Genomic DNA, 23,673 nt, shown 5'->3' on the forward strand with positions numbered 1-23,673 from the left:
TGCGCGAGGGCTGCATCAATCAGCCACTGGTATTGCATGCCGACAACGGCTCCGCCATGAAGGGCTCGACGCTCCAGGCGACGCTGCAGCGGCTGAACATCACCCCGTCGTACAGCCGCCCCCGAGTCTCCAATGACAACGCCTTCTCGGAGTCGCTGTTCCGGACATGCAAGTACCGGCCCGACTACCCGGTGGATGGCTACGAGAACCTGACAGCGGCGCAGCAGTGGGTGACCGGCTTCGTTCACTGGTACAACCACGAGCACCGCCACAGCGCGATACGGTTCGTTACCCCGGGTGAGCGGCATGCTGGCCAGGATGACGAAGTGCTAGCCAGGCGAGACGCCATCTATGCCGAGGCGAAACGACAACATCCCGGTCGGTGGAGCGGTGCCACTCGGAACTGGACACCGCGCCGGACGGTCTGGCTGAACCCGGACCGGGAAGACCCGCTGGTTCAACGCGATCAGCGATTAGAAGCCGCCTGATTCCAGGTTCCAACAAGCTTGACAGGCATCGCGATTGACGCTCTTGAAGAAGCTGCTCCAGACGGTTCACCAATTGCGGTATGTTCAGTGGCTTCAAAAAATAGCCATGCGCATTTAACTGTGCCGCTCGCATACGTGCATCGAAGGAGTCACAGTCGCTGATGAAAAGTAGTGGGCAAGAGAGCGCTTGCAACGGTGCAAGGTGTCCCACGCCTGCCATGGCGTCTACGATCAAAATATCGGGAGACTGATTGGCGATCGCTTGGCACGCCTCTGGCACAGAGTCGAAAAGACGGACGTCATAACTGAAGTTCATCAACTGTTCACGGATATGCTTACCGAGCTCGTCATCTTCTTCGATCAGCCAAATCTTAGCGGATGTGCCGTTGATTTCTTGAGGCCCATCAACGCTAGGCGCCTGCTGCAAACTAGGCACGAGCTCGATTTGCATCGACTGTAATTGGCTACTCACCACGTTGACGAGCTGAAGATCGATGGCTTGATCGCTCTCCTCCAGCCAGCGCTTAAGGCCATTTTCCAACAGCCTTGCTTGGCTGCCGATCGTATCGAAACCAAACGTCCCTGCCGACCCTGCCAGTTTGTGTAGTCGATGGTAGACATCGGTCAACGTATTCCGAGGGGCTTGTGGGTCGCCACTGGACAAGGACTCGGTGGTGACCATTAGCTGAGCACGTAACGTTTGCTGCAAACGCGTGAGCACACTGCACAACGATGCCAATTCGGCTTGCAGATTATGCTGATAGGTTTGTTTGAGCAGTGCCAGTTTGTGCTCTAGCGACTGTTGATCATGATTTGCCACACGCCTGCTCCCAAAGAGTGCGAACTTGATTAGCCAGGGTCATGGGATCGAACGGTTTGGCAATCACGCTTTCGGCACCGAGTGCGATGAGTTGATCCACCTCGTGGGGTTGTACTTTGGCGGTCATGAACGCGATAGGCACTTTCTCGAGACTCGAGCGTTGACGCAACGCCGCTAGAGTCGATGGCCCATCCATACCAGGCATCATGACATCGAGTAGAATCATGTCTGGGGCGAACGCTTCGGCTTCTTCCAATGCCTGCTCCCCTGAAGCACAGACTTTGACGTTAAAACCACCGACGACTTCGAGAGCAAGTGTCGCTACCGTTTGGATATCAGGATCATCTTCTACATACAAAATACGCTCTAAGCTGCTCATTCGTTATCCACCATCTGGACCAGTTGGGTTCGTTGTTGAATTGCCTCGAGCAACTCTGTCGGACTAATACGCGATTTCAAGAACACCGTCTCGACACGATGTTGATCTGCTTCACTGATGGACTGCCCAGATAGGATAATGATTCGCGCGTGGGGCTGCTCTTCACGAATCTGCTCTAGTAAATCCCAACCTTCGCCGTCAGGCAGACCAATATCCAAAATAATGGCATCGTAGCGTCGATAGGCTAAGTGGCGACGTGCCATGGCCACGCTCACCGCGTGATCACACTCTGCATGCTCATCCAGCATGGCGCGTATGACCGCATGGAGGTCGGGGTCATCCTCGATATGCAGCAGCCTCAGGCGCTCTTGATGAGTCTGCATCTGCTCGCTGAGTAGTGCTAGCAGGTGTTCAGTCTGAATGGGTTTTGCCAACCAAGCGATGTCCTCTAAGTGACCTTCCAGAGCGACACCGCCTCGCTCCATGCTCCCCGTCACCACCATGACGGGGGTATGCTTCGACGCCCGCTGCTGTCGCAGCGCATGAATCACATCGAAACCGCTCATGTCGGGTAGTCCAATATCGACGGTGATGGCGTCATAGTGTTGGTTGGCCAGTTTCTCTAGCGCCATGGCACCGTCCAAGCCAGAGTCCACTTCGAAACCGGCTTGAGCCAATGTTTCAAAAAGAACACGCACGACGGAAGGATCATCCTCGATCACCAGCACTCGGCCCGCGTCAGCGCCCCGCGAATCACTATGAGTATCCGAGGGATGAAGAGGCAGGGAGAACCAGAAACAGCTGCCCTTGCCCTCTTCTGAATCGAAGCCCATCTCACCTTCCATGTGCTCGATTAGCTCGCGCGTAATCGCCAAACCCAGCCCCGTTCCCCCTTTCGCCCGCGAGTCGGAGGCATCGACTTGTGCGAACTTACTAAAAATATGGCCTTTGAAGTGGTCAGGAATTCCCGGCCCATCGTCTTTAACGGTCACCATCATCCTATGGTCTTGCTTATCGACACTGATTTGGACTTCCCCACCCTCCGGCGAAAACTTCACGGCATTGGAGAGCAGGTTCGCCATGACCTGACGAAGCCGCTGACCGTCGACACGCACCTGTGTATCGGGATGAGGATTATCCAGCGTCAACGTCACCTGCCGCTCATGGCGATAGTGGCGATTCTCCTCGATGGCACTTTCCAGTAAACGCTGCAGCGGCTGCCACTGCATATCGAACGCCAGTTTACCGGCGGCTATTTTTTCGATATCCAGCAGGTCGTTGATCAAGTGGGTGAGCCGCTGACTATTTTTATGCGCGATGTTGACCATACGCATGACGGTATCCGGCACGCTGCCAAGCGCCCCAGCAGCGACCATACCCAGCGCTCCCGAAATGGACGTAAGCGGCGTACGCAGCTCATGACTCACGGTCGAGACAAACTCGTTTTTCATTTGCTCGACGCGCTTCGATTCAGAAATATCTTCGGCAATGCCCAAGTAACCGGTAATCGTGCCTTGCTGATCTTTAATAGCGGTCACCACCAGCTTGATGGGCACACGATCGCCCGCGCGGGTCAGATAGGTCCACTCGTTGACATCGCGCTTTTCCAGGGCAGCCCGGTGGGTAAACACCTCCAAGGGCGTCAAGGTATGGCCTGCACTCTGGCTCAGTTCGAGGAGCCGCTGTTCGACTTCGTCGGCATCGTGAAACAGCATGGGAGTTTGCAATCCGATGACCTCGCTCGCCTGATATCCCAAAAGGTCTTCAGCACCTTTGTTGAATAGCTTGATCACTCCCTGGGTATCCATGGCGATAATGGCAAAATCCACGGCAGCATCGAGCACCGAGCTCAGCAAATCGTTGCTACTGGCGAGTGCTCTGGTGCGTTGATCGACCTCGCGCTCTAAATTGCTCTGCGTATGGCGAAGGCGTTTGAACGCATCGCTGAGCTCCGCGCTCATCGCACCCAATAAATTAGAAAGCTGCTGGAACTCGACGATGCGACTGTCGGGAAGTTTGGGCGTTTTGCCTTTGGCAATCGAATCGCTCAGCGTCCGCCCTTTTTTGCCGAGACGGGTTAGCGGCTGAGTAATCATACGGCTCAAGAGTTCAGCCGCCACGATGCCAAAGATCAATACTGCCGCTAACATGGCAAACAAAACGGTCCGATAAGCTTCCATGGCACGCACGGTAGGCAATGCCGGCGTCTCTAATAATACGTGATCGACACCTCCTACGCCGCGGGCAGGTAACTGTAGTGTATAAAACCCCTGAGAAAAGCGAACGGCCGGGTTATCCAAATTGCCTGGAAGCCACATACGCATGCGCTCGTCTAGATCGATGAGTTCATCTCCAGATGCCAGCGTTAGTGAGTTGAGATGACCTACCTGTGCCAGCAGCTCACCCTCTGCATCGAGTAGTCCAATATTGACGTTGCTCTCTGCTCTTACTCGGCCAATATGGTAAATGAAACGCTGATCGGCCCCGGGTTCCGACAAACGCCCCACCAGCTCGTTGCCCATGGCATTGAGCGTTTGGTTGACAAAGTTTTCTTGCCCCTGACGCATGGCATGGCCTTCGTACAGAATCAGCGGAATACCCGTCATCAATGTGACCGACAATAGGGCACAAAACAGCAGATGTTTGAGCCTTAATAAAGCCCCTGCCGTCGGCAGCCAAGACCGTTGAGATAGCCCACAAATAATAATGATCGCGCTAGCGATGACCGCGTTGAAAACACCGTTAATGGCTTGTTTTAAATACACCAGCAGCGTTAGCTCTTGGCTCCATCCTAACCACAAAGGCAATAATAGAAAGTCGATCGGGGCGGCGATCGCCGTCCAAAAGATCAGTGCAGCAATGATCAAGTTTTTGACTTTATGGTGGTAAAGCCAAGAGACCACGAGCGCCTCTAGGATGAACACCATGACGGTGACGGGATTTTCCCAAAAGACATAAGTATAAACGCCTGAGGCGACCCCAATCAGTACCGCTGGCCATGTCCCCAGCCAAGCAACGGCTAGCATGACAGCCACCGAGCCAAATACGAAAAAAACGTTAAACAGTACCGAAAGCTGTAGCATATTGCCCGCCACGCCAGCGACGAGCAGACACGCAAACAGAATACCTAGATACCAAGGAGCCCCATTGAAGCGTCCGATTCGTTCAGTGCCGAACACGCGTAGGCACCTCCGCATAAGGGAAAGTTATGTAAAACGTACTACCTTCTCCCTCTGTGGATTGAAAACCGATAGTGCCCCCCATTTGTTCGGTCATCGCCTTACTAATTGAAAGCCCCAAACCCGTTCCTCCTTTAACGCGTCGATCACTCGCATCTGCTTGCGAAAATTTTTGGAAAATCCGTCCCCTAAACGCCTCAGGTATTCCGCACCCGCTATCCTTTACGTTGATGCGTATCTCTTTATCAAACTCGTCACAATATATAACGACGTCACTGTTAAGCCGAGAGAACTTTGCAGCATTAGAGAGTAAGTTGGCCATGACCTGCTGAAAGCGCAATACATCGACGTTAATAAAACGGTCTTTCGATAGCGTTTCCAACCGTAAAGCAACGCCATGCTGATCGGCATAAGGCTGGTTTTCAAGTAGCGCAGCCTTGAGCAGTTCTCCTAGTTCTCTTGGCTGGCAAATAACATTGAGCTGCCCCGCCAAGAGTTTTTCGATATCCAAAAGATCATTGATCAACAGAGACAGCCGCTCGCCGTTTTTCAATGCCATGGAGAGCATCTTGTGGGTGCTCTCGGGTAGCTCTCCAGTAGCACCGCCCAGCACTAGCTTCAACCCGCCGGCCATGGCCGTGAGTGGGGTACGAAGTTCATGGCTCACCGTGGAAACGAACTCGCTCTTCAGTGCATCGACTCGCTGCCGATCTAACGCCGAGCCAATCCAACGGCTCAATAGCTTGATGAAGAGTGTGTCGGTTTCAGCAAAACGGTGCTGGCGAGGATCGGCGGAAGAGAAGCTCACCGTTCCAAAGAGCTGATCACCCAGTTGAATCGACGATCCCATATACGCTTTGAGGCCGAAGGTGTCGTAACACGGATGATGCCTAAGATCGCTCTCGGTCGTATCGTGAACGGCCAATAGACCGCTGGTTTTTAGCGTCATGTCACAGTAGGTATTGGCCAAGGGCAAGCACTGGCCGGCCGCCAGCGTGACATCCTTCGGCGCCGTGACGGCGACGACTTCGAATACCCCTCTATGGATACGGCTAATGATGCCAATTTGAAGATTGAGATAGCGACAGCCCAACGCCAACGCTTCCTGAAATTGCCTATCGATACCTAAATGATTAGAGGTGCTGATATCGTTAAGTGCGGCCAATGCGTCCACCAGTGAACGCTGGCGAGATTCATCGTCAGCCAACTGTCGTTTAACGTCGTTGACCCTGGTAAGCTCATTTTCCAGCCCAATTCGATTGATTTCATCTTCTACGCACGCCGCCAAGTCGGTCAACACCTGACGCTGGGAAGGGCTCAAACGGCGCGGCTCGGGGTGGATGATACACAAGGTGCCTACTCGAAAGCCGTTGGCAGTGGTCAGCGGCACGCCTGCATAGAAGCGAATGCCGCGACGGGCGGTGACCAGCACATTGTCAGCAAAGCGGGAATCTTGGCTGGCATCTTCTATCTCGAAGATGCTCTCTCCTTGAATGGCGTGCGCGCAAAAAGACTCCTTTCTGCAGGTCTGCGTCAGCGAAATGCCCTGACGTGACTTGAACCACTGGCGCTCCTCATCGACCAATGACACTAACGCAATGTCCACGTCAAAAATGGAAGTAGCCAATCGGGTGATCCGATCGAAGCGCTCCTCTGGCGGAGTATCCAAAATGGCTAAACTATGTAACGCCAGCAGCCGCGCTCGTTCACTCTCCACCATGACAGAAACCTCAAAGGTGTCTAACCGCCAATATTATCCATCGGGCATAGCGCCGCTAAGATCGTTTAGTTACTGTCAATGTATGCCTTAATGTGGGTGCTGTCGCTGGCTGTATCGATATTTTACATTTGCACTACTCGCAGCCGGTTACGACTCAACCACTTTGGAAACGCACTCATGACCTCACCCTGCACCTACTACGTTACCGGTGGCGCCCAAGGCATCGGTCTGGGCATTGCCCATACCCTTTTGGCCAAGGGACACCGTGTCGTCATTACCGATATTGATGGCGAAGCCCTCGACGCCGCTGCGCAAAGGCTGCCTCATCCGTCGCAACTGCTGACTCTCACAGCGGATGTCAGCGATGAAGCCCAGGTGATGGCCAGCCTCGAAAAAAGTGTCAACCACTTTGGGCAGCTAAACGGTATCGTGCATAACGCCGGCATTGCCGACCCTTTTCATGGCCCGGTGGAGCAGCTTTCGCTAGAGACATGGCAGGCCTACTTGGACACCAATCTCACCGGTGCCTTTTTGTGTGCCAAACATGGCGCTGTCTACTTACGTCCTCACGGCGGCAGCATGGTGTTGATGGCCTCGTCACGCGCCATCCAATCCGAGCCGGACAGTGAAGCCTACGCCGCCAGCAAAGGCGGCATCGTCGCCTTGACGCATGCGCTGGCGGTCAGCCTGGGGCCTGATGTTCGCGTCAACGCTATCAGCCCCGGTTGGATCGAAGTGGGCGACTGGCAAAAACCCAGCCGACAGCAGTCGGTGGAGCACCGGGATATCGATCGCGAACAACACCCGGCCGGCCGCGTGGGCACCCCCGAAGACATCGCTTCACTCACTCACTTTCTGCTCTCTAAAGAGTCTGGTTTTATTACCGGCCAGAATTTCGTCGTCGACGGCGGCATGACACGCAAAATGATCTATGCCGAATAGCGGCCTGCGCGCGACGTTACCGCATCAAAAAAGGCCATCGAAGGATGGCCTTTGCATGGCAACTCCACGTTGGTTTATGGCGTGACGATGATTTTGACTTGCGCCTTATCGTTCAACAGCGCCTCGAAGCCCTCCTCCACGATATCCGCCAGCGGAATGCGTTGAGTGACCATATCCTCGGCGCGGAAGTAGCCCCGTTGCATCAGCGCCATCACCGCTGGGTACACATGGCGATAGGCAATGATGCCCTTCATGGTGCGCTCTTTGATCACCAAGTCATTAGGCTGAAAGCTGGCCTCTGACTCCCAAATACTCACCACCACCACTTCACCGCCCTCATGGGTGCTGTGCAGCGCTTGATTGAGCACGGCGGGAATGCCGGTCACTTCGAACGCCACGTCCACCCCGCCACTACTCAATGCTTGCAGCTTTTCCACCGCGTTTTCTTGCTGTGGGTCGATGACGATGGCGCCCAGCGCTTCGGCTTTGGCTTTACGCGAAGGCGCGACTTCCACCGCATAGATCTGCGCTGCTCCCGCAGCTTTGAGGGCTTCGATGGTCATTAAGCCAATCGGCCCAGCACCAAACACCACGGCACTATCCCCGGCTTTGAGGCTGCTCTGGCGTACTGCATGCAGCGCGACCGCCGCAGGCTCGACCAGCGCACCTTGCTCGAAGCTAAGGTCATCCGGCAGTTTGTGCACCATATGCTCACCCATCACGGTGAACTCAGAGAATCCGCCGCCACCGCCGGAAAGGCCGTGAAAGCCGAGTAGCGGCGTCAGGTTGTAGCGCTCCATCTGATAAGCGCCATCTTTATTAGGCGAGAGGATCGGCTCAATGGCCACACGGTCGCCTACCTTCACCCGAGTCACTTTCTCACCAACCTCGACCACTTCGCCGGCAAACTCATGGCCCATGATGATCGGTGCCTGCTCGCCGCTGATCGGATGCGGTTTGCCTACCGGAATAAAAATCGGCCCGGCGGCGTATTCGTGTAAATCGCTGCCGCAAATACCGCAGGCGGCGACTTTCACTTTCACCGCATGGGGGTCATCGATGGTCGGCACCGGCACCTGTTCGACGCGCAAATCTTTCGCCGCATACCACACCGCGGCCTGCATCTGTGATTGATCCGTTGACTGGCTCATAGGTTGCCCTTTCTGTTAAGACACATGGCTTTTAAGACACATGGTGAACCGGCTGCAGCCCATAGACGGGGGTATCTAGTCCTTCCATACGCGCCTTCAACTGCAGCGCCAAATAGTGAGAGTAGTGCCGGGACTGGTGCAGGTTGCCACCGTGGAACCACAGCGCCTCTTGTTGGGTGGGCTTCCACATATTGCGCAGCTCCCCTTCCCACGGGCCGGGGTCTTTGGTGGTGTCAGAGCCTAATCCCCAACATTTGCCCACCTTGTCCGCTACCTCTTGAGAAATCAGTCGAGCCGCCCACCCATTCATCGAGCCATAGCCGGTGGCGTAGACGATCAGATCAGCGTCCAATTCGCTGCCGTCGGTGAGCGTGATCGAGCGCGGATTGATCCGCTCGATACCCACACCGCTGCGCAGCTTGATATCGCCATTGGCGACCAGATCGCAGGCCCCCACATCGATGTAATAGCCCGAGCCACGGCGCAGGTACTTCAAAAACAGGCCAGACTCATCGTCACCGAAGTCGAGCATGAAGCCCGCGTCTTCGAGCTTTTGGTAAAATTCAGCATCACGCCGTTTAATGGCATCGAACGCCGGACGTTGAAAATCGGGCAACACCTTGTAAGGAATCGAGGCAAACAGTAGGTCTGCTTTTTCGTGGGTCAATCCGCCCGCGACGGCCTCCTCCGAGTAAAGCGGCCCCAGCACTTCTTCCATCAATGAGTCCGACTTGACGATATGGGTCGAGGAGCGCTGAAGCATGGTGACATCGGCATCATGCTCCCAGAGCGCGGCAGCAATATCGTGAGCCGAGTTATTCGAGCCCACGATCACGCATTTTTTACCAGCGTAGGCATCCGGCCCTGGGTGCTGGCTGGAGTGCTGCTGCTCGCCCTCGAAGCTCTCCGCGCCTGCAAACTTGGGCACGTTGGGCATCCCCGACATCCCGGTAGCCATCACCAGCTGTTTCGGACGTAGCGTGATCTCTTCGCCATTGCGCTTCACGTTCACGATCCACTCACCTGCGGCGTCATCGAAGCGTGCATTCTGACACTCAGTGGAACTCCAATAATTGAGCTCCATCACTTTCGTGTACATTTCCAGCCAATCGCCCACTTTGTCTTTCGGGGCAAACACCGGCCAGTTTTCTGGGAAGGGGATGTAAGGCAGGTGGTCGTACCATACCGGGTCGTGCAAGCAGAGAGATTTATAGCGCTTGCGCCAAGAGTCCCCCGCGCGCTCGTTGCGCTCGATGATGATCGTGGACACGCCCATCTGTTTCAGCCGCGCCCCCAAGCCAATACCGCCCTGGCCACCACCAATGATCACGCAGTAGGGCTGGCGCGTGTAACCAAGCTCGGCTTCCTCACGTTCACGGGCTTCCAGCCAGGTTTCACGCTGTTTGTTGGCACCATGTTCGGCCCCTTTGGGGCGATGGTGATTGCGCGGTTCGGGGAAGTCGTTCAACGCCTGCATGGTAGTGAGCAGTGTCCAACACTTGCCGTTCTTCAAACGCAGGTAGCCTTTGCCGCTGGCAATGGCCGTTTTGAACGTGAACCACGCCTCGATGGTATCGCCGTTTTCGCTGGCCTCCCCATCGAGCTGCCACTGAGAAGGCCGCGTGCGGGCCAGCGTGGCATCGAGCATGGCCTGGATTTCCTCCTTGCCTTCGCACGTTTTTAGGTTCCAGGTAAACGCCAGAAAGTCGCGCCAATAGCACTCGTCGTTGAATAGCGTCAGCACGCGCTGACTATCGCGTGCCTGCAGCGCCTCATCAAACTCCTGTAGCCATGCGTTGACGGTGCTGGTGGCGTGGGATGGGGTTCTTACCTCTGTGTGAGTCATCGCGGGTACTCCAAGGTCGTTGTTATTGTTGAACTGTCGATAAGACACTCAACCCTAAGCACCCGCCGTGCCAAATGTGCAAAATAATCAATAAGCAATTGAAAAATTTAAACAAAAAAGATTTTCGGCTTGCTATCCACCAACGCACCACCTGTACACTTGTCACACCTCGTGTACGGCTAACGTTACAGGTGTAACGCACGACTAACGGCGTAACACAGCCTCGTTGACACGCACGACAAAGCGCATAGTCTGGAGGTACAACAATAATTCTGTATGGATTCGCCATGCCGACGCCATCACTACCACCGACACGCTTGGCCTCCGTGCAGCGCCAGCATATCGAGCACATCTTCCAGCTCGGTGAAGGCGTGGACGCACCGCAGCTACCGGCGCAGGCCACCATCCGCCGCTCTTGGCTGCGCTGTCTGAACGAATACCGGCTCGACCCTACGCAACCACGCCCTGCCCGGGTGGTGCCCCAGCAAACCTTGATCGAGCACCGGGAATCCGTCGATGAGCTGCTGCACGTCGCCCGCGCCGGGGTCGAGCAGCTGTATGGACAAATCGCCCAGCTCGGCTACGTGCTGCTCCTCACCGATCATCGCGGCATTACCGTGGAGTTTCGAGGCAATCCCAATCAAGACCAGCAGCTACGCAAAGCGGGCCTCTATTTAGGAGCCGACTGGGACGAGCGCTTCGCGGGTACCTGCGCCGTAGGCACTTGCCTACACGACCGCCAAGCGATCATTTGCCACCGTCAGGAGCACTTCGACGCCACGCATATTTCGCTTACCTGCACCGCCGCCCCCATCGCCGACCCGCAAGGCAACGTCATGGCCGTGCTGGATATCTCCGCGCTGCAGTCGCCTGCCCAGCATGAGAGCCAGAACTTTAGCCTCTCGCTGGTGACGCTCTACGCCCGCATGATTGAAGACGCCTACTTCCTGCAGCGCTACCGCGACTGCTTGATGGTTCGCCTGGATACCTCGCGAGAGTTCGTCCATGTGAATGGCCGGGGGCTGATCGCGATAGAAGAGAACGGCCAAGTGATTGCCGCCAACGCCGTGGGCCGCGAATTGATAGCGGACCACCAGCGCCGCTGGCCGCCGTGGTCTGCCCAACACGCGCCCATGCTCAGCGAGCTTTTCGAGTGCGAGATTGCCGATGTGCTCAGCATCAACAGCGCGACCAACGACCAGTTGCGGGCATTTCGCGCCCGCGCCAGCAATGCCATCTACTTTATTAGCCTGCTAGAGCCGCGTAGGCCGCGGATCGTATCCCGCGACCAGCCCGCATCGTCCCTGCCGACGCCGCTAGAACGACTGGGCGCCGACGACCCCGCGATACGTAAGCTACAAAAATTGGCTGAACGGCTGCGCAACGAGGCCAGTGTCAACGTGTTGATCAGCGGCGAAACCGGCACCGGCAAAGAGGTGGTTGCCCGCGCACTGCACGATAGCGGCAACCGCGCCAAAGGCCCGTTCATCGCGGTGAACTGTGCGGCGATTCCCGAAGCGCTGATCGAGAGCGAGCTATTCGGCTACGAGCCCGGCGCGTTTACCGGCGGGCGTGCAAAAGGTATGCGCGGGCTGATCCCTCAGGCCCATGGCGGCACGCTGTTTCTAGACGAGATCGGCGATATGCCACTGGCGCTACAAACCCGCCTGCTGCGCGTACTTGCCGAGCGTGAGGTCATGCCACTAGGCGCCAATAAACCGGAAAAAATCGACATCCGAGTGATTACCGCCACCCACCGCCATATCGATACCATGATCGCGCGGGGGGAGTTTCGGGAAGATCTCTACTACCGCTTGAACGGCGCCCAGCTACGCCTACCACCGCTGCGTGAACGCGCCGACAAGCTCTATGTGATTCGCCAAGTTTTCAGCGATGTGGTCAAAGAGCGCGGCGCAAGCTCAGCGCCACGGCTGCGGGCCGATGCTATCAGCGCCCTGCTCGCCTACGCCTGGCCAGGCAATATACGCCAGTTGAAAAACGCCCTAGCGTTTGCCCTGGCCACCGCCGAGAGCAACGAAATCACCGTACATGACCTGCCCGAACAGTGCCTCAGCCAGCGCATTACCCAATCGCCAGCCATCACCGCGCCTGAAAACGAGGCCGCCGATAGCCAACTCCTCATTCAGCTGCAGCAACACCAATGGAACATTAGCGCCGTGGCCCGCGAGCTGGGGGTTTCACGGCCAACGGTATATCGGCAAATGCAGCGCCAGGGCATCGTGCCGCCGAACAAGGCCTGACAGCGGACGGCGCTTGGCCTGGGCAGCCAGCCTCACGTACACTTGTTTGAATCTGATGTTCACCACGCTTTCGACAAGCCGAGGCCCACTATGGCGTTTGACTCCACCTCTTCGTATATCGCAACCCATGCGCTCAAGCAGGCGGTGAATGCTGCCGTGATGCTCGAGCGCCCGCTGCTCATAAAAGGCGAACCCGGCACCGGCAAGACGCTTCTGGCCGAAGAGCTGGCAGACGCCCTCGGCACTCGGCTGATCACTTGGCACATCAAATCCAGCACCAAAGCCGCTCAGGGGCTTTACGAGTACGATGCAGTGAGCCGCCTGCGCGATTCCCAATTGGGCGTAGAGGGCGTCGAGAACGTCGCTAACTACATCAAGCCCGGCAAACTGTGGGAAGCTTTTAGCGCCGATGAGCGGGTAGTCCTGCTGATCGATGAGATCGACAAAGCAGACATCGAATTTCCCAACGACCTGCTCCAAGAGCTGGATCGCATGGAGTTTCACGTTTACGAAACCGGCGAAACCATCCGCGCCGAAAAGCGCCCCATCATCGTCATCACCTCCAACAACGAAAAAGAGCTGCCGGATGCCTTTTTGCGCCGCTGCTTTTTTCACTACATCGAGTTCCCCGATCGCGAAACCATGCAGGCCATCGTCGATGTTCACTTTCCTGACATTGCCCCGAAACTGGTCAGCGAGGCGCTGGAAGTCTTCTTTGACCTGCGCAGCGCACCTGGCCTCAAGAAGAAGCCCTCCACCTCGGAGCTGGTCGATTGGCTCAAACTGCTGATGGCCGACGAGCTAGCCCAGGAAGCGCTCTACCATCGTGACCCCGCCAAGGCACTGCCGCCCATGGCTGGTGCGCTGGTCAAAAACGAGCAGGATACCCACCTGTTGGAACGCTTGGCGTTCATGATGCGTCGCCAAAAGAGCAGCGGGCGCTAAGCCATGTTCATAGGCTTGTTCGAAACCCTCAAACGCGCGGGTGTCCCCGTTTCGCTGCGGGAGCTGTTGGACCTTCACGCCGTGGTCGAGCGCGGCGTGGTATTTGCCGATATGGAGGCGTTTTACCAGGTAGCGCGCACGGTCATGGTCAAAGACGAGCGCCACTTCGACCGTTTCGATCGTGCCTTTGCCGTCTGGTTTAAAGGCATCGAAGACATGGACGCCGCCATCGAAGCGCTGATCCCCGAGGAGTGGCTGCGCCGCGAATTCGAGAAACAGCTCACCGACGAAGAGAAGACCAAGATCGAATCGCTAGGCGGGCTCGAAGAGCTCATCAAGACGTTCAAAAAACGTCTGGAAGAGCAGAAAGAGCGCCACGCAGGCGGCAATAAATGGATTGGTACCGGCGGCACCAGCCCATTTGGCGCATACGGCTACAACCCGGAAGGCATTCGCATCGGGCAAGACGGCTCCCGCCACCGCCGTGCCACCAAGGTGTGGGACGAACGGCGCTTTCGGGATTACGACGACTCGCTGGAGTTGGGCACCCGTAACATCAAAATGGCGCTTCGGCGACTGAGAAAGTTCGCCCGCCAAGGGGCGCGGGACGAGTTCGACGTCAGCGGCACCATTCGCGAAACCGCCCGTGATGCTGGGCTACTCAATATTCAGATGCGCCCTGAACGCCACAATGCGGTCAAGGTGCTGCTGTTTCTGGACGTCGGCGGCTCGATGGACGATCACATTCGCGTTTGTGAAGAGCTCTTTTCGGCGGCCCGCTCGGAGTTCAAGCACCTGGAGCACTACTATTTCCATAACTGCCTGTATGAAGGCGTATGGCGCAACAATCTGCGTCGGGGCAACGAGCGCATTCCGACCATGGACGTGCTGCATACCTACGGCGCGGACTATCAAGTCGTCATCGTCGGTGATGCGGCCATGTCGCCTTATGAGGTCACCCATCCTGGCGGTAGCGTCGAACATTTCAATGACGAAGCCGGCGGCGTGTGGCTCAAACGCTTGACCGAGAAATTTCCCCGTTTAGCCTGGCTTAACCCAATGCCTCCCCGCGCTTGGGAATACACCTACTCGACCACGCTCATTCGCGAGCTCATCGACGACCGTATGTATCCGATGACGCTGGAAGGGCTGGAAACTGCCATGCGCGAGCTCGCCAAATAGCCTCGCACTGCCTAGAGCAGCAACGAAAACGGCGCACCCAATGGGTGCGCCGTTGCGCATATTGCAATGCCTGAATGGCTAAGCCATACGCGTCATGATGCTGTGGTTGGTCAGTTTGCGGTGCAAAACCGCCATCACTACATGGCCTACCACCAGGGCGAATAGCGCCCACCCCAGCTCGCCGTGTAACAAACCGCCTAAGTCAGTCATCCATTCGATGCGCTCACCGCCGCCCGACATGAGAGACAGCCCAAATACATCCAGCGCACGACCCGAGCCGTACTGGCGAATAAGCGCAATCGCTGGCACCACGATCATCAATCCATAAAGCGCCACGTGTCCAAGCTTCGCCATTACGCTCACCGCGGGCGGACGCCGTGACGCATTCATCATCGCCCAAACAGCGCGTACCACAACGAGCGCCATCAACAAGACACCCACTTGGCTATGGCCCCCCCACAGAAAGCCCTCAATCGCCGTATTTTCCAGCCATACCCTGGCAGCGGCACTGCTAAACTGCCACACGAACAGCAGCGCCATTCCCCAGTGCAATGCCCGACTCACCAACCCGTAACGCGAAGAGCTGTCCATCACTGCTAGCGCCATCTATTGTTCCTCTTAACAAACGTTGAACCATGGCACTATCTTACCCAGCACAGCTCACCAGATCATGACAACAGCATGGAAATTGGTTGCAAAAAAAGGAACACGACGTTGCCCTAGAGCGACACGGGAACGCGATTCAACCCAGCTAAAAAGGCCTCTTTGGCTTGGGCGAACGCCACGGGATCGTGTTTGAAGCGGCGCAAAATCAGCGCCTCATCCAGCGCTAACGTAGGCGATAGCGTCTCAATGCTGTTAGCAGGGTGGCGAGTCGACAGCCCGATATGCTGGCCATTTTCCGCTTCTAACCAGCGTTTGAAGCCGCACTGTTGAAAGAACGTTTTAGCTTTTTCATCCTGCGTATCGATGCGCAGCGGAGCCTTCAGACTGAGCTCGCTCAGCAAACGAGCTTTTGCACCTTTTGCAAACTCGCAGGCGTGAGTCACGGTCATGCCCTCGCCCGCTTCATCCAGCACCAATAGCGCCAGCGCTAAAGGGTGTCCTTCGCCATCAACCCCTGCCAACAACCGCGCGCCTTCTTGGGCAAACAGTACATTTTTGGTGCCGGTAAAGATCACCAACGGCGTCAAGCCTGCCTGCTGGCCATACACCTCGGCGCATAGCTTGGCCAAACACGCATCGCGCGGCTCACTCTGACTTACATGGACTACCTTCATGACGCTCTCTCGTTACGTTCGTTCACCCCGCCATGTTTCGTAGCGACAAGCGCTGACGGGTTATGAAAGCCCGCCAGCGTAGAGCAAAGCACGAGGAGACACCAGCCTGTTGTCGATGGAACCCTCTTGATCTAGGGGAGTCGCATTGAAGGCAAGGCGTTTTTTATTGCCAAGGAGAGCATATGACCCAGTTCATCAACGACCCGACCCTGCCAAAGCCGGATTTTCCTGGCAGCCACATGGTAGTTGACGACCACTACATGTTTATTTCTGGCCTCACGGTGGCCGATCTTTCTAACGGAGAGGCGGCGCGGGGCGATATCAAAGAGGAGGCTCGCCTAGTTCTGCGTGAACTAGCCCGCATGCTCGAACAAGAGGGTGGCAGCCTTGATGACGTAGTGCGCGCTGACGTGCACTTAGCGGATCTTAAGCAAATCAGCGCGTTTGACAGCATCTATGCGGATTTTTTCGAACCTGGTCGCTATCCAGCGCGGACCTGCACCGAATCCCCACATATCTGCGGTGGCAGTTTGGTAGAAATCACGTTGATGGCCAAACGCCCCAACTAATATTCAGCACCACATTTTCATGTTTCCAACGCACAAAAAGCCAATTAAATGGCTTTTTGTGCGTCTACTTCTCAAGGGTGGTGTTACAGGCCCGCCAGCATGCCCGTTGGATAGTTAAGCGTCAGCATATGCGCCATTCCCATCAAGAAGAGCGTTGCGCCTGCCGCTAACCCAACAGCAGCCACTGGCTTCATACGCGCGACGACCAATAAGAACCCAAGACAAAAGATCGCTGCAGCAAATAGAAAACCGAGCACCATCACGCCCCCAATCAACGCAAAGAAACCCGCGACCCAAAGCAGCTGTTGGCTCAGCGTTTGAGTTTGCCACTTCATTGGCTTAATGACCGTTCTCACGATCTCCAAAACACAGGCCGCCACAATGATGGCGATCGCCAGTCGGGGCATAATGCCTCCCAGCATGGAAAGATCAGCGAACGTCGACCACATGTAGGCGGCACCGGCTAGTAGACTAGCCAGCAGCACCACGTCGATGGCGCCCAGCGACAGCGGCTCTGCTGACTCTAGAGGCGTATGCGGTGTGGTCGCCTTTCGTTGATGCTGGGCATGCAGGTAGCTGCGTAATGGGGGAATCACCAACGAGGCGGCAATCAGCGCGCCGATGATCAACACACCGGGCCGCATGAAGGCGTCAGCCCCCTGGAACTGGGCAGCCTGATAAAAGTACGCTTCGGCACCGGGCGCAAGCACGAAGCCAATCAGGAAGGCCGGGCGTGACCAGTTGGCCTGCTTGAACAGCACGCCAAACGCACCGATGACACCAAGTGCGAACAGGTCCCCCAGCGAGCGCGTGGCTTGATACGCTGCAAAGAGAATCAAGATAGTGATCAAGGGCGCTAAAATCACGAACGGCACCCGTGTCAGGCTGGCCACCGGACGCGCCAGTCCCAAGCAGAGCGCAGCGCCGAGGATGTTCGCCAGGGCCAACGACCAGATGATGGTGTACGTCAGGTCCAAATTGGTTTCCAGCATGCTCACACCGGGCTGCAGACCGAGTAGCAGCAAGCCGCCCAGGAACACCGCCGCCGTCCCCGAACCGGGAATACCAAACAGCAGAGTGGGCACCATCGCTCCACAGGCACAGGCGTTATTCGCCGATTCCGGCGCAATCACACCGCGAATGTCGCCTTTACCGAACTGTGTTTTATCCTTGGCGCTCTGCACCGCGTGGCCGTAGGTGAGCCAATCGACCACCGAGCCCGCCAAGCCGGGAATCGTGCCCATCAAACTGCCAATACCCGCACAGCGAGCGACGAGTCCAGGGCGTTTGGCGACGTCCCTGACGCCCTCTTTCCACCCCTTGCCCAGCTGGCACGGCTGCTCGGCAATCGCGCCGCGCTTCACCAGCAGATCAATGATTTCGGGCAGTGCGAAAATACCCAACCCCACGACGACGAGCGGCAGACCGTCGTAGAGGTAGTCGATCTCGAACGGCAAGCGGAACTCCCCCGTGGCGGGGGCCATGCCGATGGTGCCCACCAGCAACCCCACTCCGCAGGCCGCAATGCCCTTGAAGACATCCTTGCCAGACAGCACCGCGACCATCGAGAGCCCCAGCAGCGTCAGCATGAACAGCTCAGAGGAGGAGAACGACAGCACGACCGGCCGAGCAATCAGGATAAAGGCCGTCAACACCACCGCGCCCAGCAGGCCACCAATCATCGACGAAAGAAACGCGCTGGAGAGCGCCCGCGCCGCCTGCCCTTTTTTAGCCAGGGCAAAGCCGTCCACCACGGTGGCCTGCGACGCGCTAGAGCCTGGTATGCCAAGCAGTACAGAGGCAAAGGTGTCACCCGTGGGAATGACCGCCACCAGGCCCATGAGCATACCAAGAGCCACAGACGGCTCCATGCCATAGAGAAACGGCAATAGCAGCGACATTCCGGCAATGCCACCAAGCCCGGGAATGATGCCCACGATTAACCCAATCAGGACACCCACCACCATGTACAGCATATGGGGAACAGTAAACAACTGTCCCAAACTGGAGAATAAGACATCGAACATTGTCGTGGCTCTTGTGTTATTGAGTGTGAAGGAGCCGAAAGGCACTGCCTCGACAGTGCCTTTGATGAACCAGCGTGTTAAATGCGGGCACCGTGCTGTTCGAGCAGCCACTCGACGAGCCACTGGCGCGTGTCGTCATCCAGCGACATGGCATCTTGCAAGTGCTGCTCGACGACCTCGCCGACCACCGGCGTATAGGGGCCTAGCTGAGCCATGGCGGCTTCTTTGAACGTTTCGGTGTCCACGAAGCGGCGCGCCGCGTCGCGATACTCTTGGATGAGCGCCTCAGGGGCGTCCTTGGGCAGTAGAATCAGCTTTTGCAGCGTGAATCCTGAAGCGAAGAACTTGCGATACGCCTCGGCGGCAGGGCCGTTTGGGGCTTCCCCATGCAGGTTTTCATACACCTCGTTGAAGGTCGGCAAATCAGGGAAGGCTGGATCACGAACGACCTGGCCACTGTCGTCGAGCACCCCAAGGGAAAACAGCGGAACCGCTCGTCCGCTCTCGACCAGCGGCGCTACGCTACTGAAATACGCCGAGGTGGTTTGAAAATCGATATCGGCTTCACCGCGCTCGAACGCTAGCCGCCCTTCGCCACGGCTGCGCATGCCTGACACGGCCTGCACGTCGACCCCTAACAAGTCCAGCGCAATCAAGACGGGCAGCTCCAATCCGGTATGGCTCTGCACGGCAAATTTGACGCGCTGCTCGGTTACGGCCTGGAGCACGTCCTCGGCGGTATCACCGAGGCTAGGCTGGGCATAGACTACGCCACCGGTGGGTGTGGCCAGAATCGGCGTCCAGTCGTCGTAGTCATAGCGCACACGGCGATCTTGCAGCATGGCCGGATACTGGGTGGACGCCGAGGTGCCTATCCATTGGCTGCCATCCGAATCGGCCCGCATCGCGAACAAGTTGCTACCATTGATAGAGCCGCCGCCGGGCACGTTATCAATCACCAGTGTCGGGTTGCCTCGAATATGGTCGCTCATCCAGGTGGTGAAAAAGCGCGCCCATACGTCGGTTCCTCCGCCTACACCAAAGGGAATGGTCCAGTGGATGGTGTCAGGCACGTTCACATTGTCCGCTTGAGCACTCACACTGATAGCGCCAAGCGTGGAACAAGCAACGACCAGTAGCGCTTTCTTGAATGTCTTTAGCGGAGTGTTTTTCAGGGTGGTCATGGCGATACTCCTGTTATTGATTATTGTCGGTTCATTATAAAGGTCAGGTTATTCAATCAACGGTTTCGGTGGCGTAATGCCCCACTCCCTTGGGAGGGGTCGCGTAAAAAATTTGCCCGCTCATAATTTTGCGAGCCGTTCGAATGAGTGACACCCGCGCTAGGTCAAACGCATTCTGCTGGCGATACTCTGCCGTTAACTCAATAGCACCAGAAGGATGCTCCAATATTATGTGTGAGAGCAGTTGCCCAGCGGAAAGCTTCTCAGTGCCCAGAGCCATATGATGGGCCACCGAGCCGGGCACGTTAATCGCGGCCACCACCGCCATCGCCCCTGTCACGGCAATCGCCTTATGACAGCGGTGCGGTACGAAGTAGCGCACGTTCAGCGTATGCGAGGCTGCTTGTGCCGCTGAAATCAGCACCACCTTGGGCAGTACGCTCTGGCTCACATCCCCCATGCCCATCCGACGCCCTGCTTCACGGCGCAAGTGCTCTAAGCGACTTAATAAAGCAGCATTATTGTCCAGCTCCCCAGGTGACTCGTAGCCGGTCAATCCCACCGACTCAGCGCGCAGCAGCATAATGGGGGTCGCCGCATCAATACAGCTCACCTCCACCCCATCGATCTCATCGCAGGCGTTACCGGTGGGCAAAAGCTGGCCCGTTTTACTGCCCATGATGTCTAAAAAGCTGAGCTGGATACCCGCCGCACTGCCAGGAACGCCGCTGATAGTTACGCTGCCTTCGTACTGCACCTGCTTGCCCGGAGTGGGCACATGGCACTCGATCAGCCGCTGAGTGTTCAGGTTATGCACCCTCACCACGGTGGTACCGTCCTGGGGTTCCACCAGCCCGGTTTCGATAGCATAAGGCCCCACCGCAGAGAGCATGTTGCCGCAGTTCGGGTTGAAATCGACACGCTTGTTGACTACGTCTACTTGAGCAAATAGATAGTCGACGTCGGCATCCGGGTGCGATGAGCGCTCCACAATGGCGACTTTGCTGGTGAGCGGGTCACCGCCCCCAATCCCATCGATCTGTAGCGCATGGCCGGAGCCCATCAAGCTAAGCAGAATATCGGCCTGCTGGGCCTGATCACTGGGCAGGTCTTTCATGCGAATAAAGGGACCTCGTGAGGTGCCGCCCCGCATAATGACACAAGGAATGCTGTTCATATCGCTCCGCCATAGTTCGCGATGACTGTATGAACGGAGCATGTCAGCCAATATTTAATGTCTCAAATGCAAATATAGATTGCTATAAATCCATTTTTTGCATTAATGTGTATTGGTTATCAAACCACCGCTTTAGCGCAAGAATCCCATGCTTCACAGACTCGAATTTCTTGACCTTCAGGCCTTCATTTTGGTCGCGGAATTGGGCACCTTTCATGAGGCGGCTCAGCGCCTGCATTTGTCGCAGCCTGCGCTGACGCGGCGTATCCAAAAACTCGAAGAACTCCTTGAAGTTGAACTACTTGAGCGAACCACACGGCGGACTCGGCTAACGCCCATTGGGGCCGATTTTCTCCCGCGCGCTAGGCGAATGTTAGAAGAGTATGAGTCGTCGATTTTAGGCATTCGAGAGCTCGTCACGCACCAAAAAGGCACGGTGACGATTGCCTGCCTGCCCACGGCGGCCTTCTACTTTTTGCCTAGTGTCATTCGCGTGTTTAGCGAGGCGTGGCCGGGCATTCGCATCCGGATTTTAGATGTCAGCGCCAACGAGGGGTTGGAAAAAGTCATTAATGGCGAGGCGGATTTCGGTATCAATATGATCAGCGCGCAAAGCTCGGAGGTGCGCTTTACGCCGCTGCTACGAGATCCGTTTGTACTGGCACTGCGCTCGGACCATCCGCTGGCCAGCAAAAAGCAGATTGAGTGGAGCGATTTAGAGGATGTGCGGCTCATCACCGTGAGCCGCGATAGTGGCAACCGCACGCTGCTGGATAACGCGCTGTCAGCAGAAGGTATCCACCTCAACAGCTTTTACGAGGTGCAGCACCTCTCTACTTCCTTGGGGCTGGTGGAATCAGGCCTCGGCGTGGCGATTTTGCCGCGCATGACCATGCCCGGCCCCGATCACGACACGCTCTGTTCTCGCGATTTACCCGAGCCACGCATTCAGCGCTCGATTGGCTTGGTGCGCAGCAACTCACACAGCTTATCCAGCACCGCGCAGCTCTTCATTGATCTTCTGTTAGAGCACTGGGGCAAAGAGGCTATTTAGCAGTGCTTGTTAGTAGTACTTGGCGATGCAATGAGTGCCAGGATCGCGTCGATATCCAAGTGCGCTTCCAACGTATCGGCCAAGCGCTCCAGGGCCTGTTCGCGATGGGCGCTATAATCGACGCGGCCTGCCTGGGCTAGACCAAGCATGGTCAGCAGCGCTTGGCAGGCTTCAGGATGATCGAATAAGCCGTGTAGGTAAGTGCCCATTACTTGGCCGTCTTCGCTGATGGCCCCATCCAAGTGGGTGCCTAGATCGAAGAGCGGGCTACTCAAAGCCGGACCTTCGCTCACACCATTATGAATCTCATACCCCTCGACCGTTGCTTCTTCGCCCATTAGCACGCCGCTCACGTTGCGAAGCTGCTTACCCGCCACCATGCGTGTCGTCAGCGGTAACAGACCCAACCCGGCGACTTTCCCGGGCGTGCCTTCTAGCCCGTCGGGGTCATCGACGCACTCCCCCAACATTTGAAAACCGCCGCAAATGCCCAGTACTTTGCCGCCATAGCGCAGGTGACGAGTCATTGCGGCGTCCCAACCTTGGCGCTTTAACCAGGCTAAGTCGCTAGCGGTGCTTTTACTGCCGGGAAGAATGATCACATCAGCGGGGGGGATGGGCTGATCGGGGCCGATAAAGCTAAGCGATACCTGCGGATGCAGGCGCAGCGGATCGAAATCGGTGTGGTTACTGATACGCGGCAGCGCGGGTACGATCACCTTAAGCGTTTGGCTCGCTTTTTCAGCCTGCACGGTGCCAATGCTGTCTTCGGCATCCAGCAGCAGCCCTTGCAGATACGGCAACGTACCCATCACTGGCTTTTGGGTACGTGCTTCCAACCACTCAAGCCCCGGCTCCAGCAGCGCAATATCACCGCGAAAACGGTTGATAATGAAGCCTTTGGTGCGAGCCTGCTCACTCTCACTCAACAGCGCCAGCGTGCCGACTAGCTGGGCAAACACGCCGCCACGGTCGATATCGCCCACTAGCAGCACCGGGCAGTCGGCGGCCTCGGCAAATCCCATGTTGGCTATATCGCCTTGGCGCAGGTTGATTTCCGCCGGGCTGCCGGCCCCTTCAGCAATGATCACATCAAAGCGGCTTTCCAGCGCCTGCCAGGCCGCCATCACGCTCTCTTGGGCGGTGTGCTTGAAGGCGTGGTAATCCAGCGCGTCCATGTGGCCGTACACCTTGCCGCGCAGAATCACTTGGGCACCCCGGTCGGTTTCCGGCTTGAGCAGTACCGGGTTCATATCGCTGTGGGGAATGACGCCCGCCGCCTGAGCCTGTAGCGCGGTGGAACGGCCTATCTCGCCGCCATCGCTGGTCACCGCGCTATTCAGCGCCATGTTTTGAGGCTTGAATGGGGCGACGGAGAAGCCGCACCGTTTAAGAACGCGGCAAAGCCCTGCCACCACGGTACTTTTGCCTGCATCCGAGGTGGTACCTTGAATCATTAAGGTGGTCAT

Annotated in this window: 18 protein-coding genes and 1 pseudogene; 7 read left to right on the forward strand and 12 right to left on the reverse strand. The window is 56.8% G+C overall.

Going from position 1 to position 23,673, the window contains the following annotated elements; genetic code table 11:
• The coding region (locus MHM85_RS10915) for an integrase core domain-containing protein (RefSeq protein WP_239377730.1) at positions 1–488 on the forward strand (488 nt) is incomplete at its 5' end.
• A 70-nt stretch (positions 489–558) separates the two neighbouring features.
• Here MHM85_RS10915 and MHM85_RS10920 read toward each other — a convergent pair.
• The 4 genes and pseudogenes from MHM85_RS10920 to MHM85_RS10935 all read right to left on the reverse strand — a co-directional run.
• Positions 559–1,308 (reverse strand): annotated as a pseudogene (locus tag MHM85_RS10920) (Hpt domain-containing protein); the annotation flags it as partial.
• Positions 1,295–1,687: a response regulator gene (locus tag MHM85_RS10925; protein WP_139528150.1), complete on the reverse strand. Its 393-nt coding sequence runs from the start codon at positions 1,685–1,687 to the stop codon at positions 1,295–1,297. The pseudogene MHM85_RS10920 and the gene MHM85_RS10925, both read right to left, overlap by 14 nt.
• Positions 1,684–4,866, reverse strand: a complete 3,183-nt coding sequence (locus MHM85_RS18495; protein WP_239285924.1) for a response regulator — start codon at positions 4,864–4,866, stop codon at positions 1,684–1,686. Before MHM85_RS18495 ends, MHM85_RS10925 begins: the two co-directional genes overlap by 4 nt.
• Positions 4,853–6,586, reverse strand: a complete 1,734-nt coding sequence (locus MHM85_RS10935) for a GAF domain-containing protein (protein ID WP_217352986.1) — start codon at positions 6,584–6,586, stop codon at positions 4,853–4,855. Before MHM85_RS10935 ends, MHM85_RS18495 begins: the two co-directional genes overlap by 14 nt.
• A 177-nt stretch (positions 6,587–6,763) precedes the next feature.
• Here MHM85_RS10935 and MHM85_RS10940 point away from each other — a divergent pair, with 177 nt between their 5' ends.
• Complete coding sequence (locus MHM85_RS10940; protein WP_239285926.1) at positions 6,764–7,528, forward strand: SDR family oxidoreductase; 765 nt, start codon at positions 6,764–6,766, stop codon at positions 7,526–7,528.
• Positions 7,529–7,602: 74 nt separating this feature from the next.
• Here the strand turns inward: MHM85_RS10940 and MHM85_RS10945 are convergent, their stop codons facing one another.
• Together MHM85_RS10945 and MHM85_RS10950 are read right to left on the reverse strand one after the other, a co-directional pair.
• Entirely contained in the window at positions 7,603–8,679 is a 1,077-nt protein-coding gene (locus MHM85_RS10945) for a 2,3-butanediol dehydrogenase (RefSeq protein WP_275443462.1), read from the reverse strand.
• 31 nt (positions 8,680–8,710) lie between these two features.
• Complete coding sequence (locus tag MHM85_RS10950; RefSeq protein WP_153843834.1) at positions 8,711–10,525, reverse strand: NAD(P)/FAD-dependent oxidoreductase; 1,815 nt, start codon at positions 10,523–10,525, stop codon at positions 8,711–8,713.
• A gap of 287 nt (positions 10,526–10,812) precedes the next feature.
• Between MHM85_RS10950 and MHM85_RS10955 the strand changes: the two genes are divergently transcribed.
• The 3 genes from MHM85_RS10955 (at position 10,813) to MHM85_RS10965 (ending at position 14,913) form a co-directional block, all read left to right on the forward strand.
• A complete protein-coding gene (locus MHM85_RS10955; protein WP_239285928.1) occupies positions 10,813–12,786 on the forward strand; it encodes a sigma-54-dependent Fis family transcriptional regulator in 1,974 nt (657 codons plus the stop codon).
• Positions 12,787–12,876: 90 nt separating this feature from the next.
• On the forward strand, positions 12,877–13,731 hold the full coding sequence (locus tag MHM85_RS10960; protein WP_139528155.1) for a MoxR family ATPase: 855 nt from the start codon (positions 12,877–12,879) through the stop codon (positions 13,729–13,731).
• A 3-nt stretch (positions 13,732–13,734) separates the two neighbouring features.
• A complete protein-coding gene (locus MHM85_RS10965; protein WP_239285930.1) occupies positions 13,735–14,913 on the forward strand; it encodes a VWA domain-containing protein in 1,179 nt (392 codons plus the stop codon).
• A 78-nt stretch (positions 14,914–14,991) separates the two neighbouring features.
• Here MHM85_RS10965 and MHM85_RS10970 read toward each other — a convergent pair whose 3' ends face one another.
• Both MHM85_RS10970 and MHM85_RS10975 read right to left on the reverse strand, forming a co-directional pair.
• Complete coding sequence (locus MHM85_RS10970) at positions 14,992–15,519, reverse strand: cytochrome b (RefSeq protein ID WP_239285932.1); 528 nt, start codon at positions 15,517–15,519, stop codon at positions 14,992–14,994.
• A gap of 113 nt (positions 15,520–15,632) precedes the next feature.
• The gene (locus tag MHM85_RS10975; RefSeq protein WP_159341883.1) at positions 15,633–16,193 is read right to left on the reverse strand and encodes a hypothetical protein; all 561 of its coding nucleotides are present in this window, start codon (positions 16,191–16,193) and stop codon (positions 15,633–15,635) included.
• Positions 16,194–16,375: 182 nt separating this feature from the next.
• Between MHM85_RS10975 and MHM85_RS10980 the strand changes: the two genes are divergently transcribed.
• Complete coding sequence (locus MHM85_RS10980; RefSeq protein ID WP_139528159.1) at positions 16,376–16,762, forward strand: RidA family protein; 387 nt, start codon at positions 16,376–16,378, stop codon at positions 16,760–16,762.
• Between the two features lie 83 nt (positions 16,763–16,845).
• Here MHM85_RS10980 and MHM85_RS10985 read toward each other — a convergent pair whose 3' ends face one another.
• The 3 genes from MHM85_RS10985 to MHM85_RS10995 form a co-directional block, all read right to left on the reverse strand.
• The gene (locus MHM85_RS10985; RefSeq protein WP_239285934.1) at positions 16,846–18,789 is read right to left on the reverse strand and encodes a tripartite tricarboxylate transporter permease; all 1,944 of its coding nucleotides are present in this window, start codon (positions 18,787–18,789) and stop codon (positions 16,846–16,848) included.
• A gap of 77 nt (positions 18,790–18,866) precedes the next feature.
• Positions 18,867–19,973 carry a tricarboxylate transporter gene (locus MHM85_RS10990; RefSeq protein ID WP_239285936.1) on the reverse strand — a complete coding sequence of 369 codons (1,107 nt, stop codon included), beginning with the start codon at positions 19,971–19,973 and terminating at the stop codon, positions 18,867–18,869.
• Positions 19,974–20,025: 52 nt separating this feature from the next.
• Positions 20,026–21,150, reverse strand: coding sequence for a 4-oxalomesaconate tautomerase (locus MHM85_RS10995; protein ID WP_239285938.1), 1,125 nt, complete (start codon positions 21,148–21,150; stop codon positions 20,026–20,028).
• Positions 21,151–21,298: 148 nt separating this feature from the next.
• On the opposite strand from MHM85_RS10995, the gene MHM85_RS11000 reads away from it, so the two are divergent.
• Positions 21,299–22,204, forward strand: coding sequence for a LysR family transcriptional regulator (locus tag MHM85_RS11000; RefSeq protein WP_139528162.1), 906 nt, complete (start codon positions 21,299–21,301; stop codon positions 22,202–22,204).
• On the opposite strand, the gene MHM85_RS11005 is transcribed toward MHM85_RS11000, so the two are convergent.
• Positions 22,201–23,673: a cobyric acid synthase gene (locus tag MHM85_RS11005; RefSeq protein WP_239285940.1), complete on the reverse strand. Its 1,473-nt coding sequence runs from the start codon at positions 23,671–23,673 to the stop codon at positions 22,201–22,203. The genes MHM85_RS11000 and MHM85_RS11005 overlap by 4 nt on opposite strands.

It is taken from the genome of Halomonas sp. McD50-4, from assembly GCF_022348135.1.
Lineage (GTDB): Bacteria > Pseudomonadota > Gammaproteobacteria > Pseudomonadales > Halomonadaceae > Vreelandella > Vreelandella piezotolerans.

Bases quoted from the DNA above. Each gene is read 5' to 3' on its own strand.
- MHM85_RS10925 (WP_139528150.1), bottom strand. From the start codon at position 1,687: ATGAGCAGCTTAGAGCGTATTTTGTATGTAGAAGATGATCCTGATATC.
- MHM85_RS10935 (WP_217352986.1), bottom strand. From the start codon at position 6,586: ATGGTGGAGAGTGAACGAGCGCGGCTGCTGGCGTTACATAGTTTAGCC.
- MHM85_RS10940 (WP_239285926.1), top strand. From the start codon at position 6,764: ATGACCTCACCCTGCACCTACTACGTTACCGGTGGCGCCCAAGGCATC.
- MHM85_RS10945 (WP_275443462.1), bottom strand. From the start codon at position 8,679: ATGAGCCAGTCAACGGATCAATCACAGATGCAGGCCGCGGTGTGGTAT.
- MHM85_RS10950 (WP_153843834.1), bottom strand. From the start codon at position 10,525: ATGACTCACACAGAGGTAAGAACCCCATCCCACGCCACCAGCACCGTC.
- MHM85_RS10955 (WP_239285928.1), top strand. From the start codon at position 10,813: ATGCCGACGCCATCACTACCACCGACACGCTTGGCCTCCGTGCAGCGC.
- MHM85_RS10960 (WP_139528155.1), top strand. From the start codon at position 12,877: ATGGCGTTTGACTCCACCTCTTCGTATATCGCAACCCATGCGCTCAAG.
- MHM85_RS10965 (WP_239285930.1), top strand. From the start codon at position 13,735: ATGTTCATAGGCTTGTTCGAAACCCTCAAACGCGCGGGTGTCCCCGTT.
- MHM85_RS10970 (WP_239285932.1), bottom strand. From the start codon at position 15,519: ATGGCGCTAGCAGTGATGGACAGCTCTTCGCGTTACGGGTTGGTGAGT.
- MHM85_RS10975 (WP_159341883.1), bottom strand. From the start codon at position 16,193: ATGAAGGTAGTCCATGTAAGTCAGAGTGAGCCGCGCGATGCGTGTTTG.
- MHM85_RS10980 (WP_139528159.1), top strand. From the start codon at position 16,376: ATGACCCAGTTCATCAACGACCCGACCCTGCCAAAGCCGGATTTTCCT.
- MHM85_RS10985 (WP_239285934.1), bottom strand. From the start codon at position 18,789: ATGTTCGATGTCTTATTCTCCAGTTTGGGACAGTTGTTTACTGTTCCC.
- MHM85_RS10990 (WP_239285936.1), bottom strand. From the start codon at position 19,973: ATGACCACCCTGAAAAACACTCCGCTAAAGACATTCAAGAAAGCGCTA.
- MHM85_RS10995 (WP_239285938.1), bottom strand. From the start codon at position 21,150: ATGAACAGCATTCCTTGTGTCATTATGCGGGGCGGCACCTCACGAGGT.
- MHM85_RS11000 (WP_139528162.1), top strand. From the start codon at position 21,299: ATGCTTCACAGACTCGAATTTCTTGACCTTCAGGCCTTCATTTTGGTC.
- MHM85_RS11005 (WP_239285940.1), bottom strand. From the start codon at position 23,673: ATGACCACCTTAATGATTCAAGGTACCACCTCGGATGCAGGCAAAAGT.